Source organism: Streptomyces sp. NPDC006208 (genome assembly GCF_040613775.1).
Taxonomy (GTDB): domain Bacteria; phylum Actinomycetota; class Actinomycetes; order Streptomycetales; family Streptomycetaceae; genus Streptomyces.
In genome coordinates, this window is record NZ_JBEXSW010000026.1 from 33282 (window position 1) to 47577 (window position 14296).

The following is a 14296-nucleotide window of genomic DNA, read 5'->3' on the forward strand; positions in this document are numbered from 1 at the left end:
CCGGACCGGTCCGGACCTCCCGGACCGGCTCAGGGCGCGTCCGGAGGATCATCGGCGAGCAGCGAGGTGCGCATCAGCTCGGAGACCTTGACCATCCTGTAGCCGCGTGCGCGGAGTTCGGGGACGATCTTCCGGATCGCCTGCTCGGTGGCCGGGGCCGCGCTGCGGGTGCAGTGCATCACCACCAGCGAGCCCGGTCTCACACCGGTGAGGACCTGCTCGGCGACGGCGTCCGCGTCCGTGGCGAAGGCGTCACCGCCGACGACGTCCCACTGGACGGCGGTCACTTCGGCGGGGGCGATGGCGCGCAGCGCCGTGTCGTCGTAGCAGCCGCCGGGAAAGCGGAAGTACGGCACGACGTTGCGTACACCTGCCGCGCGGAAGGCGGCGAAGGCGCGTTCCACATCGGAGCGCATCTCCTGCTCGCGGATCACCGGCAGCCCGTAGCAGGGCGCGGTGAAGGCGTAGTGGCTGTAGGAGTGATTGGCGATCTCGAAGAGCGGATCGCCGCCGATCGCCATCGCCTGGTCCGGATACTCCTCGGCCCAGCGGCCGGTCATGAACACGGTTGCGGGGACCTTCAGTTCCCGCAGGGTGGCGATCAGCGCCGGGTTGTCGAACCGCTCACCGTCCGCCGCGCGCCTGCCCTGGTCGGCCGTCATGTCCGCGTCGAACGTGAGCGCCACGGTCCTCCCTGTGCCGGCCGCCGAGGCGGCTGCGCGCCGGAACACCGGTGTGAGCCCGCCCGGGCCCGGCGCGAACCTCGGAGCGGTGTTCAGGAACGGCTTCCCCTGCCGCGGCGATGCGGCCTCGGCAGAGCCGGGGGAGGGCCCATCGGGGGCGCCGGGGCCGCGCCCGGTGCCGCAGCCGACCAGCAAGGTGTACAGAACGGTGGCGGCCAGTACTCCTCGCACAAAGGCAGTCATTTGCGGAATATATGATCATTCCACCGGTTTGAGGGGTGTGCCGCTCCCGTCCCGGGATCAGGTTCCGTCGGTCCAGCCCAGCGGATGCAGTTCCACCGGCCGGGCCGGAGCCGGTTCCCCACCGGCCTCGTTGAACGCCGTCAGCGCCGCTATCAGCGCGGCACGCTGCCCGGGAGCCAGCCGCTTCACGATCGACGCGATCTCCTTGCGGCGGCTCGCCATGACCTCCTCGACGATCCGCGCACCCTCCGGCGTCAGCTGCAACACGGTCTCGCGGCGGTTGTCCGGGTTGGTCCGCCGGTTCACCAGTCCGACGCCGATCAGCCGGTCCACCATGCGCATCGCGGTCGAGGGGCTGACCCCGAGCCGTTCGGCCAGCAGGACGAGCTTGGCGGCGCCGTGCGTCGACAGCACCACCAGCAGCCGGAACTGGTGCAGTGTCACGCGGTCCTCGACCGAGGCGAGGGAGCGCGCGGACACGGCAACGAGGAGCCGGGACGCCGTCAGTACCGCACCGGTGACCGCGTCCACGTCGTCCATGCCGTCGCCCGGCTGAATCTGCTCGACCATGGCCCCTTTCTATCCTGCCGCCCGCGGGGGCCGCCGGGGAGTGTCCCCCTTGACCGTCCAGGCGGGCCCTGTAAAGCCCCGCCGGACTTTTTGCACTGTGCAATGATGCCCTCGCGAGGGGTCCGGCGTGCGGTCGGCAACTGCTCGGGACGGCACCGGTACGGTGACGCGGTTCGGCCGCGCCGCCCACGTGCCGAGACCCTCGGACCGTGTGCTCAGGAGGCATGAAGGATGGCAGGGCCCCCCTCGGCCGGTGTGCTCGCCGGGCTGGCGAATCTGATCGACGTGCCCGCCGACCAGGGCGGAGCTGTGTGGCGCCTGTCCACGGCAGGCAGGCAGCTCGACGCCAACCTGATCCGGGTCCTGCCCGGCGACCGGGTGGAGGGCCATGTCGAACCCGACCTGGACGTACTGGTGTGTGTCCTGACCGGCACCGGTGAGCTGGAGACGGACGGCCGCCGGCAGAAGCTGGTGGCGGGCTGCGTGGTGTGGCTGCCGCGGGGCACGTACCGGTCGCTGTCCGCCGGGCCGGTCGGGCTGGCCTTCGTCACGGCGCACCGCCGCCGCCCGGGCCTCGCCATCCGCAACGCCGCTTCATCCGCTGCCTCCGCTCCGGCGGCCGTCGAGGGCGGTGAGCCGGCATGTGTCCTCCATCGGGTCTGTCCGGGCTGTGACCGCCCCGCCGAAGACGTCGGCGCACGTTACTGCAGCCGGTGCGGCACCGAACTCCCGTCGTAGGCACTGGTCTGACGGCTCGTCACAAATACTCTTTCGCAATCGCGATGAGTACAACTCCCGCCTCATCCGTATCAAGGGTCGGACGCGTCCCCCCGGTTCCCCATCGGCAACCGGACTCCGTACCCCCCTACAGGAGGCGACGAGTTGAGTCACAGGCGAATACCCAAGCGAAAGGCCATTCTGGCGGGAGCCGGAGCGGTCGGGATCGCCGCAGCAGCTGTGCTGCTGCCCCAAGCCAACGCCTCGCAGGACGGCGACTCCCGGTCCGGGGCCGAGGCCCCCCGGAAGCTGAGCGCCGCAGCTGCGGCGGATCTCCTCGAGCAACTCGGCCAGAAGCTCGGCGATGCCTATGGCGGCGCCTACTACGACGCCGACAAGCAGCAGCTCGTGGTCAACGTCGTGGGCGACGACAACGATGTGATCGTGCAGGTCAACAAGGCCGGCGCGGTGGCCCGCGACGCGAACAACAGCTGGGGCGACCTCAAGGCCGCCACCGGCACCCTGTCGAAGAAGGCCACCATCCCGGGCACCGCATGGGCCCTGGACCCGAGGACCAACCAGATCCTGGTCACGGCGGACCGCACCGTCGCCGGCGCCCGATGGGACAGACTCGAGTCGGCGGTGGAGTCCCTGGGCTCGGGAATGGCCAAGATCCAGAAGTCCGAGGGTGAGTTCAAGACCTTCCTCGAGGGCGGCGACGCCATCTTCGGGGGCGGAGCTCGCTGCTCGCTGGGCTTCAATGTGACCACGCAGGACGGGCAGCCCGGCTTCCTCACGGCGGGCCACTGCGGAGTGGCCGCGGAGCAGTGGTCCGAGGACCAGAACGGCGCACCCATCGGTACGGTCCAGGCGGCCACGTTCCCTGGCGAAGGCGACTTCGCCCTCGTCACGTACGACGACCCGGCGGTCGACGCCCCCAGCTCGGTCGACCTGGGCAACGGGCAGACGGTGGAGATCGTGCAGGCGGACGAGGCTGCCGTGGGGCAGCAGGTGTTCCGTATGGGCAGCACCACCGGCCTGAAGGACGGTCAGGTCACCGGTCTCAATGCCACCGTGAACTATCCGGAGGGCACGGTCACCGGTCTGATCCAGACCAATGTGTGCGCCGAGCCGGGCGACAGCGGCGGTGCGCTGTTCACCGGTGACGGCAGCGCGATCGGTCTGACCTCGGGCGGCAGTGGCGACTGCACGAACGGCGGCGAGACCTTCTTCCAGCCGGTCACCACGGCGCTGGAGGCGGTCGGCGCGCAGATCGGCGACGGCGGTGCGGGTGCCGGTGACGGTGCAGGTGCCGGAGATGAGGGTGCCGGCGCCGGTGACGAAGGTGCCGGTGACGCGGGCGCGGGTGACGCGGGTGCCGGTGACGAAGGTGCCGGTGACGCGGGCGTCGGTGACGAAGGTGCCGGTGACGCGGGTGCCGGTGACGAAGGTGCCGGTGACGCGGGCGTCGGTGACGAAGGTGCCGGTGACGCGGGTGCGGGCGACGCCGGTGCGGGACAGGCCGGGAACGGCCACGCGGGTGCGGACGACGGCGCGGCCGTCCCGGGCGACGGATCCGACGGACTCGGCTGACGCGCGCCTGGACCGGGGATGGGGACAGGGCCCGGGCGTCGTTCACGGGCGACGTCCGGGCCCTCCGGCTTCCCTGCCCCGCCGTGAGCCGTCGAGCAGCGCCGAGGCCACGGGGCGAGCCTGTGGATCGCACAGTGGCGGTCCACATCCGCAACGGCGCAGCGCTCGTTCGCGGCGTCCGTGGCCGAACCGCTCGCCATCGCACTCACCAACCGGTCGCCGCGGCCCGGGCTAGCTGCGCTGAGCCTTCGCGATACGCGGGGTGGTCTGCTGCTCGCCGGCCTTCTTGCTGATGGCGTACTGCTGGGCACGCTCTCCCGCTGGGATGTCGTCGAAGCCCAGGACGACCGAGTCGACGACCGAGCCGTCGGCGCCCACGAAGTCGACCTGCACCGAGTAGAACGCGGGCTCACTCGTCCTGTTGGTGACCCTGACCAGAGCCGCACGCGAACCGTCGGAGCGGGCGGTGGGCACGCCGCTCTGGGAGACGTCCGCGATCGCATTGCCTCTGCCCTCGACCTGGGCCAGCTCCGCCGACGCGGATGCGCGGACACGAGCGGCCTCCGCGGACACCGATTCCTCGAACTCCTTCTGCGAGCGGGGTGTCTCGGTGGAGGTGTCGCGGGGGGTCGGGGACGCGGTCGCGGTGGGGCTGGCGCCACTGCCGCCGCCGTCGGATCCGCATGCGGTCAGACAGGCCGTCAGCAACGCAGCGACGACGGCAGGGGCCAGGCGAAGGTGGTTCACGACGTCTCCGGTCTGCGGCGCCAGCCGCCTGATGAATCCGACATTGCTTGACAAAATATGCCGAATTCCAATGAGAAGCGCGTTATGCCGGAGCCAGTGGACCGGGTGTCGGCCGCCGGGAGGTGCGTCCTCGCCATGAGGCGGCTCGCCCGGACCCTGTGCAAAGCGTCCGGCCCGCCCCCGTTGGCCGGGCCGGACGCCCGTCTCATTGCATGCGCTCAACGCCCATACGGGGTACGGGTGTTCCCGTGGGGCGGTCCGGCAGGGCGAGCAGCCCGAAGAACCGGTCGGCCGCGCCGCCGCGCCGTACGACGAGCAGCCAGGTGGCCAGGGCCGCCGCCGCGACGCCGAGCCACCAGCCCAGCAGATGCACCAGGACCGAGGACACGACGGCCGTACCGAGCGCCACCACGAAGACCGACCCCAGGACGGCACCCAGCACCCGGAAGGTCCCCGTCGCCGTGCTGCTGCTCGCCTCTCGTTCCCCGGACCGGATCCAATGGGCCATGAGGGCCAGCATCACCGGCACAAGGACGACCCCCATGCCGTACAGCGTCAGGGCGACGGGGGAGCCGAGCCACTCGCCTGCGCGCGAGAACGCGTCGCCGACGCCCGGCCGCTCGGGCCAGGAGGCGAACGTCTCCCGGTCGGCGGAGAAGAACCGCTGGTACCCGCGGCCGTCCCAGCCGTGGACCAGGATGAAGAACATCCCCGCGTAGCCGATGCCCGCCTGAAGGAAGGCCGCGTACACCCGCCCGGTGGCGATGAGACGCGACGCGACCCAGTAGCCGAGCACCCCCTGGCTCACGTTCGTCGCGGCGAACAGCGCCACCAGCCATGCGGGCAGCGAGTCGTGCTCTCGGGCGGCCTGCATGGTCTCCCAGTCCGGGAACCCCCACAGCAGCCAGGCCCCGCTGGGCGCGAACAGCACCGCGCAGTACAGGACGGTCGCCATGAGATACGGGTCGGACCACCTGCTGCGGTCCCTGCGGGCCGCCGCCCCCAGTTGACGGGCGGCGGCGGTCGCGAAGCCGGCGCCGATCCCGTACGACCAGAACACATCCACCTGGACCATCGTGCTTCCTTTCCGGAATGACACGTCATTCCGTTCTGAAGGCAAAGAAATGACAGCGGTCCTTGCCGGCCGCGGCTCAGGAGGAGCCGAGGCCGTCGAACATGAGCGTCTCCACCGTGCGGATCCAGGGCCCGCGCATGGCCTCGGCGTCCTGTGCGTGCAGCAGCCGCACGGCCCCGGTCAGGATCATTCCGTTCACCGCCATGCCCACCACATGGGCATCGAGGTCCCGCCGCAGAAAGCCGCGGTCCTGCCCGTTGTGGATGAAGGCGGCGGTGTACGCCGCCGCGGCTTCCATGGCCCTGCCGGCCAGCTCCGGCTCGGCCCGGTCGATCGTCACGGCGTCGTAGAACAGAATCCGGCACAGCGCGGGCTCGGCCACGACGAGGTCGAACAGCTTGTGCCCGATGCGCCGGACCTGCTCCCGGTACTGGGCCAGGTCCTCGCTCGCGCCGGGTTCCTCGTCGGCGAGGGCCTCCATGACCTGGCCCAGTGCGCGGGACACCACGCTGCGCGCGATGTCCTCCTTGTTCTTGAAGTACCGGTAGAAGGTGCCGTGACCGGCCCCGAGCTCCCGGGCGATGTCCGAGATGCCGGTCGCGTGGTACCCGCGCTCGGCGAACACCTTGCCTGCGGCGAGCAGGATCGCGTCCCGTTTGCCGCCCGCGTCGTGCCCCACGCCCGGCCCCTTCCCCCGACGGAATGACGCGTCATTCTGGCGTCGGGGGTCAACTGGCGTCAATAGCGCTGCAGTTCGTCAGTCGTCGGTGCCCGCACAGGCCGCGGCCTCCACCTCGGCGCTGTCCAGGGTGGCCGTCAGTGTGTCGAGCTCCTCGCGCAGGGCGCGGATACGGTCCAGGGAGAGCCCGGTCGCCTCGGCGATCCGGCGAGGTACGCCCAACGCCCGTTCCCGCAAGGCGGTTCCGGCGGCGGTGGGGCGAGCGGTCACGGAGCGCTCGTCCTCCTCGCTGCGCCTGCGCGCCACGTAACCGGCTGCTTCCAGCCGCTTGAGCAGCGGCGACAGCGTGCCCGAGTCGAGCCGCAGATGCTCCCCGAGCCGCTTGACCGGCAGCTCGCCGTGCTCCCAGAGCACCAGCATCACCAGGTACTGCGGGTATGTGAGCCCCAGGTCCTTCAGCGCCGCGCGGTAGACGCCGTTGAAGGCGCGGGTCGCCGCGTGCAGTGAGAAGCAGATCTGGCGGTCGAGCCGGAGAAAGTCCTCGTCCGGCACCTGGCTCAGCGTCGTGGTCTTCCGGGAGCTCTCCATGAGGTCAGTCTACCTGGACTGCGGGCCATTCAGTTGTGCGCAATTGAATTGTGTGCTTTATTAGTGGGGCTGGTTCCCCCACGGACGAAGAGGGATGTCACTCATGGACGCGCTGTACACCGCTGTTGCCACCGCCAACGGCCGCGAAGGCCGGGCCGTCAGCTCCGACGGCCAGATCGATCTGCCGCTCGCCTTCCCCGCCGCCCTCGGCGGCAACGGCCAGGGCACCAACCCCGAGCAGCTCTTCGCGGCCGGGTACGCCGCCTGCTTCGCCAGCGCCATGGGCGCCATCGGCCGCCAGGAGAAGATCGACGTCAAGGACGCCTCCGTCACCGCGGAGGTCTCCATAGGCAAGGACACCGACGGCGGCTTCGGCCTCTCCGTGATCATGCGTGTCGAGCTGCCCGACCACCTGCAGGGTGAGGCGGGTCGCGTGCTGCTGGAGAAGACCCACGCGTACTGCCCGTACTCCAAGGCGACGCGGGGCAACCTGCCGTTCGAGCTCGTCATCGAGTAGTCACCGGCGGGGCCGCACGCCGCACCCTCCTGACGAACGCCTGTTGCCACCGCCCCTACGGCGAGACCACGCTCCGCCGTAGGGGCGGTTTCTCGTGAGCGGCGAGGACCGCCGTGCGCCGGCGGTGGCGCACGGCGGTGCCGCCATTGCCGGGAGAGGGCCCGGTGCCGGCCCCCCCTCGCCGTCGTCGGCATCGACCAGGACTGCGACGGGTTCCTGTTCCCGGGCGTGGACCCTCCCGGCGATGTCCCCGTCGACCCGGTCCACGGGCAGTTCGGGCGGACACGCGAGTGCGGGTCAGGACCGGAGAGGCGGCTGCGTCAGCGCCATGGCCCGGTGACCGCGAAGGCGGTCCCGGGTGTGTAGCAGTTCACGTACATCGTCGCGCCGTCCGGCGAGAAGGTGACGCCCGCGAACTCGCCCCACTCGGTCTCCTCGGGGGCGCCGCCTCCTGCGGCAGCGGCCGATGTGATCGCCTGGGCGTTCCGGGCCATCGGGTACACCTCGCCCCGCCGGGTCAGCCCGTACACATGCTGGGCGCCGCCGCCGTCCTCACTCACCATCAGCCCGCCGCCGGGCGCCAGGCAGATGTTGTCGGGCGACTCGCCGGGCAGTTGGACGTCCGTGTTCGGACCGAACGCGATCACCAGCGTGAGACGCCGCCGCTGCGGTTCGTACTTCCACACCTGGCCGAAGTGGTCGCCCGCCGAGCCCTCCGCGCTGTGCGCGAAGCTGGAGACGAAGTAGACCGACGAGCCGCCCCAGTAGCAGCCCTCCAGCTTCTGGGCGTGCGTGATGCCCCGGGGGCCGAAGTCCTGCAGCCGGACGGGGGTCTGCCGCGCCTGGCTGTCCGGTACGGGGACCCATTCGATGCGGTCGAAGCTCGCACCGGTCTCCTGGATCCCGGAGAGGTCGGGTACACCCGGCACCCGCATCGCTTCCAGCGTGCCGCCCGCCCGCAGCGAACCGGTACCGCCCAGAGGCCTGTTCGGCAGGAAGCGGTAGAAGAGCCCGAACGGCCGCAGGAACGCGTCCTCCGTCTCGTACACGATGCCGCTGTGCGGATCGACCGCGACCGCCTCGTGCTGGAAGCGGCCCATCGCGGTCAGCGGTACGGCTCCCGTGCGGCGCGGGTCGGCGCCGTCGACCTCGAAGATGTAGCCGTGATCCTTGGTGTACCCGTTGGTGCCGGCCTTGTCCTCGGTCTCCTCGCAGGTCAGCCACGTGCCCCAAGGGGTTGGGCCGCCCGCGCAGTTGACCGCAGTGCCCGCGATGGCGACCCGCTCGGACAGCACGTTGCCACGGCCGTCCAGCGTGAGTGACGTACAGCCTCCTTTGCCCGCCGGGTCGTAGGTCAGGCCTTCGACCGTCGGGACGCCGATCTTTCCGTTGTGACGGTTCTCGTGGTTGCGCACGAGATGGACCCGGCCACGCCGCCCCGCGAAGGCGGCCATGCCGTCGTGGTTGCTCGGGACCGGGCCCTCCCCGGAGCGCAGGGGATCCCCCTCCCGGGACAGCACCCGGTAGCGGAATCCTTTCGGCAGATCGAGGAGCCCGGCCGGATCGGCAACGAGCGGGCCGTACCCGGCGTGGCCACGAGCGGCCGCGGTGCCGGCGAAGAGCTCGGAGAAGGCGCCCGAGAAGACGATGCCGGCACCCAATGCGCCGGTGCGGGCCAGAACTTGACGTCGTGTTGCAGACATGTGGCAACTCCCTGTGGGGGCACCCCCATGCCGAAGGCCATGGGGGAGGGACAGGAGATGTGACCCGCATGTGTGTATCACGCAGTTGTGGGTGCGTGAACCCATGCGGGCCACTGTGCCTCGTGGTGCGACTCAGCCGAGCTTGGCGGTGAGGGTGATGGTCGTGCCCGTCAGCGCCTGGCTGACCGGGCAGTTCGCCTTGGCGTCCTCGGCGGCCTTGACGAAGGCCGCCTCGTCGAGACCGGGGACCTCGCCCTCCACGGTCAGGTGGATGCCGGTGATACCGGTGCCGGGCTGGAAGGTCACCTCGGCCTGGGTGGTCAGCCGGGCCGGCGGGTTGCCGGCCTGGGTCAGACCGTGCGAGAGAGCCATCGAGAAGCAGCTGGAGTGCGCGCCCGCGATCAGTTCCTCGGGGCTGGTCTTGCCATTGGCCTGCTCGGCGCGCGACGGCCAGGAGACGGGATAGTCGCCGATGCCGGAGGAGTCGAAGGTGACGGTCCCCGTGCCCTCGGCGAGGTTGCCCTCCCAGACCGTGTGCGCCTGACGCGTGGTGGCCATGATGCGTTCCCTTCTTACAGAAAGCTGGGTTACGCACCCGAACTTACTGCTCCACCAAGCCCTTCGCGTCCCGTGCCAGCGCGGTGAGCCGCGAGATCGCCCGGAAATACTTCTTGCGGTAGCCGCCGTTCAGCATTTCGTCACTGAACAGTCTGTCGAACGGCAGGCCGGAGGCGAGCACCGGAACCTCGCGGTCGTACAGACGGTCGGCGAGTACCACCAGCCGCAGTGCGGTGGACTGGTCCGGCACCGGTTCGACATCGGTGAGGCACACCGCGCGCAGCCCGTCGGTGAGCGCGCCGTACCGGCTCGGGTGGACCCGGGCCAGATGCTCCAGCAACTGCGGGAAGCCGTCGAGCGACGCGCCCTCGGTGGCGTACGCGGCCTTGGTGACCTGTTCGTCCGAGTACGGGGGAGGGGCCTCGGGCAGACCGCGGTGACGGTAGTCCTCGCCGTCGATCCGCAGCGGGCGGAAGTGGGCGGACAGGCCCTGGATCTCGCGCAGGAAGTCGGCTGCGGCGAACCGGCCCTCGCCGAGCTTGCCGGGCAGCGTGTTGGAGGTCGCCGCGAGCGCGACGCCCGCGTCGACCAGCTTGCCGAGCAGGGTGGAGACCAGAACGGTGTCGCCCGGGTCGTCCAGCTCGAATTCGTCGATGCACAGCAGCCGGTGTCCGCCGAGTGTCTGCACGGTCTTCTGGAAACCGAGCGCACCCACCAGATTGGTCAGCTCGACGAAGGTGCCGAAGGCCTTGTGCTCGGGGGCCGCGGGAGTGGCGTGCCACAGCGACGCGAGCAGATGGGTCTTGCCGACGCCGTAGCCGCCGTCGAGGTAGATGCCGCGCGGCCCGGTGGGGGCGGCCGGCTTCTTCGCGAACCAGCGGCGCTTGCCGGCGCTCGCTGCGTGCGCCCCGCCCAGACCCGACGCGAACTCGCTCAGCACCTTGACGGCCTCGGTCTGGCTGGGCTGGTTCGGGTCGGGGACGTAGGTGTCGAAGCGGACCGTGTCGAAGCGCGGCGGCGGCACCATCTCGGCGACCAGACGGTCGGCGGGTACCTGCGGCTCGCGGGCGCACAGCGAGAGGGGAGTGGCTTCGGTTATCGGGCTGGTCGTCGACACAGTCCTTAACTGTAAGCGCCGTGTCAGACTGCACGGCATGCGACGCCTGTTCCCTGTGACCGACCAGACACCGACCGACCCTGCGGCCGCCGGGCCGGGCGCAAGCGACCGGGAGTGGTCGCTGGACGAGCTGGCCGAGGCCTACGCGTACCCGGACACGGGGGTCCCCGGGACCGGGGCCGCCACGGCCGGGGCCTGGCTGCGGGCCAACATGGTCTCCTCCCTCGACGGCGCCGCGCAGCACGAGGGCCGCTCGCAGCCCATCTCGTCCGACACGGACATGCGGATCTTCGGCACACTGCGCGGCCTCGCCGACGCCGTCGTGGTCGGCGCGGAAACGGTACGGCTCGAGGGCTACCGGCCCGCCCGCGCCCGGGACGCCTTCGCCGAGCGCAGGGCCGCGTCCGGCCAGGGCCCCGCGCCCGCCATCGCGGTGGTCAGCGCCTCGCTGCGGCTGGACTTCGCACTGCCGCTGTTCAGCGAGCCGCTGGTGCCCACCCTGGTGCTCACAGGGGCCGCCGCGCCTCCGGACCGGATCAGGGAGGCGGAGAAGGCCGGTGTCGAGGTGGTGATCGCCGGGGACGGCCCCGGTGTCGAACCCGCCAAGGCCGTGACCGCGCTGGCCGAGCGCGGTCTGGTGCGCCTTCTCACCGAGGGCGGACCCCGCCTGCTCGGTCAGTTCGTGGCGGCCGGTGTGCTGGACGAGCTGTGCCTGACCGTGTCGCCCACCCTGACGGCGGGGGACGCCCAGCGCATCGCGGGCGGGCCCGCGCTGCCCGACCCGGCGCGGTTCGCCCTGGCATCGGTGCTGGAGGAGGCGGGGTTCTTGTTCACCCGATACCGTCGCATCTGACAATCGGCGGAATTTACCCTTCCGCTTAGGTTCCGCCGGGCAGAATTGACTCGCAGGCTCTCACAGACCCCGTGCGGGCACGGGGAAGGATGGTTTCCGCAGAAGGGCTCCGGACGTGTTCACAAGCGTATTGATGATCGAGAAGCCCCTGACGTCGGAAGACGTGGAATTCGTCACCACTCTGCACGGTGACGAAGGGGTCTCCTTCGTCGTCCTGATGCAGCCCCGCGGCGACCAGGCCGACGTACTGCTGCGCGCCATCGACGACGTCGCCATCGGCGATCTGAAGAAGGCGGGCCGGGAGGCGGACGAGCCCGAGGGGAACGAGGCCAAGGCTCCCGCCGAGCGCGCCCTGGACCACTCGCTGGCCGCCCTGCGCGCGGCAGGATGCCCGGCACAGGGCCAGGTCGTCGAGAAGCACCCGCTGGACAAGCTGAAGTCCGTGGTCGAAGAGTCCGGGGCCGACGAGGTCATCGTGCTGACCGAGCCGCACTACGTGGAGGAGTTCTTCCACCGGGACTGGGCCTCCCGGGCCCGCCACAAGGTCGGTGTCCCGGTGCTGAAGCTCTTCGCGCACAGCGAGTAGCGACGGCGGGGCGGGGCACCTCGCCGGTGCCGGCGCCCGCACCGGCCTGCTGCTCCTGGGCAGCCCGAGGGAGCCGGCCCGTCGTGGGGCCGGACCGTCGCGGCCGGAGCGTCGCGTACGGCCCGGAGCGCTGCCCCGCGGCCGGGAGCCCGGAGCCGGGGAGGGGCACGGTGCGGTGTGCCGCAGGGAATAGGCTGGGGCCTCGCACGTACTCGTACATCCTGGGAGACACACACATGGCACCCGCCGTCCCTAGCGCCATGGAACGCCCGCACTTCATCGGCATCGGCGGAGCCGGCATGTCGGGCATCGCGAAGATCCTCGCCCAGCGGGGCGCCGAGGTGGCGGGCAGCGACGCCAAGGAGTCGGCGACGGCCGAGGCGCTGCGCTCGCTCGGCGCGACCGTCCACATCGGGCACGCGGCTTCGCACCTCGCGCAGGATGCCAGCTGTGTCGTCGTCTCCAGCGCGATCCGCGCGGACAACCCCGAGCTGGCCCGCGCCGCCGAGCTGAACATCCCCGTCGTGCACCGCTCCGACGCGCTCGCCTCCCTGATGACCGGGCTGCGCTCGATCGCCGTCGCGGGCACCCACGGCAAGACCACCACGACCTCCATGCTCGCCGTGGCCCTGACCGAGCTGGGCCTGGACCCCTCGTACGCGATCGGCGGCGACCTCGAAGGCCCGGGGACCAACGCCCGGCACGGCACCGGCGAGATCTTCGTCGCCGAGGCCGACGAGTCCGACCGCAGCTTCCAGAAGTACGACCCCGAGGTCGCGATCGTCCTCAACGTCGAGCTGGACCACCACGCCAACTACGCCTCGATGGACGAGATCTACGAATCCTTCGAGACCTTCGTCGGCAAGATCGTGCCCGGCGGCACTCTGGTGGTCTCCGCCGACCAGGCCGGCGCGGTCGAGCTGGCGTCCCGCGTCCGTGACCTCTCCTCGGTGAAGGTCGTCACGTACGGCGAGTCCGAAGGTGCGGACGTCCGTGTCCACAAGGTCACGCCGCGCGGCCTGACCAGCGAGGTCACCGTTCTGCTGAACGGGAAGCTGCTGACCTTCACCGTCTCCGTCCCCGGCCGCCACTACGCACACAACGCGGTGGCCGCCCTCGCCGCCGGTGTCGCCCTCGGCATCCCGGCCCACAACCTCGCCTCGGCGATCGGCAAGTACACCGGGGTCAAGCGCCGCCTCCAGCTCAAGGGCGAGGCCGCCGGTGTCCAGGTCATCGACTCCTACGCGCACCACCCCACCGAGATGACCGCCGACCTCGAGGCCATGCGCGGCGCGGCCGCCGGCTCCCGGCTGCTGGTCGTCTTCCAGCCGCACCTCTTCTCGCGTACCCAGGAGCTGGCCACCGAGATGGGGCAGGCCCTCGCACTCGCGGACGCCTCGGTGGTCCTGGACATCTACCCGGCGCGCGAGGACCCGATCCCGGGCATCACCAGCGAGCTGATCATCGACGCGGCGCGCAGGGCGGGCGCCGATGTCACCGCCGTCCACGACAAGGCGGCCGTCCCCGACGTGATCGCGGGAATGGCGAAGCCCGGCGATCTCGTTCTCACCATGGGCGCCGGCGATGTCACGGACCTCGGTCCGCAGATCCTGGCGCGCCTGACCGACTGAGCCTGTCGACCTGAGGAGGCGCACCTTCATGGCGTACGACGTCGAGAAGCCGGACGAGCAGTGGCGAGCGGAGCTGACCCCCGCGGAGTACAAGGTCCTGCGCCAGGCCGGCACCGAGCCGGCCTTCGTCGGTGAGTACACGGACACCAAGACGGCCGGCACGTACTCCTGCCGTGCGTGCGGCGCGGAGCTGTTCCGTTCGGACACGAAGTTCGAGTCGCACTGCGGCTGGCCGTCGTTCTACGAACCCAGGGACACCGACGCCGTCGAGCTGATCGAGGACCGCTCCGCCGGCATGGTCCGCACGGAGGTGCGGTGTGCGCGCTGCGGCTCCCACTTGGGACACGTCTTCGAGGGCGAGGGCTACCCGACGCCGACGGACCAGCGGTACTGCATCAACTCGATCTCGCTGCGGCTGGAGCCGGACGGAGCCTGA

16 protein-coding genes are annotated in these 14296 nt (G+C 70.8%); 7 read left to right on the top strand and 9 right to left on the bottom strand.

Features of this window, described 5'->3' with window-relative positions:
- Positions 1–29: 29 nt before the first annotated feature.
- Together ABZ208_RS21870 and ABZ208_RS21875 are read right to left on the bottom strand one after the other, a co-directional pair.
- A complete protein-coding gene (locus ABZ208_RS21870) occupies positions 30–926 on the bottom strand; it encodes a polysaccharide deacetylase family protein (RefSeq protein WP_356911125.1) in 897 nt (298 codons plus the stop codon).
- 57 nt (positions 927–983) lie between these two features.
- Positions 984–1496 (bottom strand): MarR family transcriptional regulator, encoded by a 513-nt coding sequence (locus ABZ208_RS21875; RefSeq protein ID WP_356911126.1) that lies wholly within the window; start codon positions 1494–1496, stop codon positions 984–986.
- Between the two features lie 231 nt (positions 1497–1727).
- Here ABZ208_RS21875 and ABZ208_RS21880 point away from each other — a divergent pair, with 231 nt between their 5' ends.
- Together ABZ208_RS21880 and ABZ208_RS21885 are read left to right on the top strand one after the other, a co-directional pair.
- Positions 1728–2234, top strand: a complete 507-nt coding sequence (locus ABZ208_RS21880; RefSeq protein ID WP_328395004.1) for a hypothetical protein — start codon at positions 1728–1730, stop codon at positions 2232–2234.
- 144 nt (positions 2235–2378) lie between these two features.
- Positions 2379–3806, top strand: a complete 1428-nt coding sequence (locus ABZ208_RS21885) for a S1 family peptidase (RefSeq protein ID WP_356911127.1) — start codon at positions 2379–2381, stop codon at positions 3804–3806.
- 231 nt (positions 3807–4037) lie between these two features.
- Here the strand turns inward: ABZ208_RS21885 and ABZ208_RS21890 are convergent, their stop codons facing one another.
- The 4 genes from ABZ208_RS21890 to ABZ208_RS21905 all read right to left on the bottom strand — a co-directional run bounded on the left by ABZ208_RS21890 (position 4038) and on the right by ABZ208_RS21905 (position 6895).
- Positions 4038–4553, bottom strand: coding sequence for a hypothetical protein (locus tag ABZ208_RS21890; protein WP_328395000.1), 516 nt, complete (start codon positions 4551–4553; stop codon positions 4038–4040).
- A gap of 205 nt (positions 4554–4758) precedes the next feature.
- Positions 4759–5628 (bottom strand): hypothetical protein, encoded by an 870-nt coding sequence (locus tag ABZ208_RS21895; protein ID WP_356911128.1) that lies wholly within the window; start codon positions 5626–5628, stop codon positions 4759–4761.
- 76 nt (positions 5629–5704) lie between these two features.
- Complete coding sequence (locus ABZ208_RS21900) at positions 5705–6307, bottom strand: TetR/AcrR family transcriptional regulator (RefSeq protein WP_356911129.1); 603 nt, start codon at positions 6305–6307, stop codon at positions 5705–5707.
- A 78-nt stretch (positions 6308–6385) separates the two neighbouring features.
- Complete coding sequence (locus ABZ208_RS21905; protein WP_356911130.1) at positions 6386–6895, bottom strand: MarR family transcriptional regulator; 510 nt, start codon at positions 6893–6895, stop codon at positions 6386–6388.
- 103 nt (positions 6896–6998) lie between these two features.
- Here ABZ208_RS21905 and ABZ208_RS21910 point away from each other — a divergent pair, with 103 nt between their 5' ends.
- Complete coding sequence (locus tag ABZ208_RS21910) at positions 6999–7412, top strand: organic hydroperoxide resistance protein (protein WP_356911131.1); 414 nt, start codon at positions 6999–7001, stop codon at positions 7410–7412.
- Between the two features lie 320 nt (positions 7413–7732).
- Here the strand turns inward: ABZ208_RS21910 and ABZ208_RS21915 are convergent, their stop codons facing one another.
- The 3 genes from ABZ208_RS21915 to zapE all read right to left on the bottom strand — a co-directional run bounded on the left by ABZ208_RS21915 (position 7733) and on the right by zapE (position 10829).
- Positions 7733–9115, bottom strand: coding sequence for an alkaline phosphatase PhoX (locus ABZ208_RS21915; RefSeq protein WP_356911132.1), 1383 nt, complete (start codon positions 9113–9115; stop codon positions 7733–7735).
- Positions 9116–9247: 132 nt separating this feature from the next.
- Positions 9248–9673: an OsmC family protein gene (locus tag ABZ208_RS21920; RefSeq protein WP_328394988.1), complete on the bottom strand. Its 426-nt coding sequence runs from the start codon at positions 9671–9673 to the stop codon at positions 9248–9250.
- Positions 9674–9716: 43 nt separating this feature from the next.
- Positions 9717–10829, bottom strand: coding sequence for a cell division protein ZapE (gene zapE, locus ABZ208_RS21925; RefSeq protein ID WP_356911133.1), 1113 nt, complete (start codon positions 10827–10829; stop codon positions 9717–9719).
- Between zapE and ABZ208_RS21930 the strand changes: the two genes are divergently transcribed.
- From ABZ208_RS21930 to msrB, 4 genes are all read left to right on the top strand, one after another.
- Positions 10828–11643 carry a pyrimidine reductase family protein gene (locus ABZ208_RS21930; RefSeq protein WP_356911134.1) on the top strand — a complete coding sequence of 272 codons (816 nt, stop codon included), beginning with the start codon at positions 10828–10830 and terminating at the stop codon, positions 11641–11643. The two genes, zapE and ABZ208_RS21930, sit on opposite strands and share 2 nt — an antisense overlap.
- 115 nt (positions 11644–11758) lie before the next feature.
- Complete coding sequence (locus ABZ208_RS21935) at positions 11759–12229, top strand: indole-3-glycerol phosphate synthase (protein ID WP_356911135.1); 471 nt, start codon at positions 11759–11761, stop codon at positions 12227–12229.
- A gap of 236 nt (positions 12230–12465) precedes the next feature.
- Entirely contained in the window at positions 12466–13860 is a 1395-nt protein-coding gene (gene murC / locus ABZ208_RS21940; RefSeq protein ID WP_356911137.1) for a UDP-N-acetylmuramate--L-alanine ligase, read from the top strand.
- A gap of 28 nt (positions 13861–13888) precedes the next feature.
- On the top strand, positions 13889–14296 hold the full coding sequence (gene msrB, locus ABZ208_RS21945; RefSeq protein WP_356911138.1) for a peptide-methionine (R)-S-oxide reductase MsrB: 408 nt from the start codon (positions 13889–13891) through the stop codon (positions 14294–14296).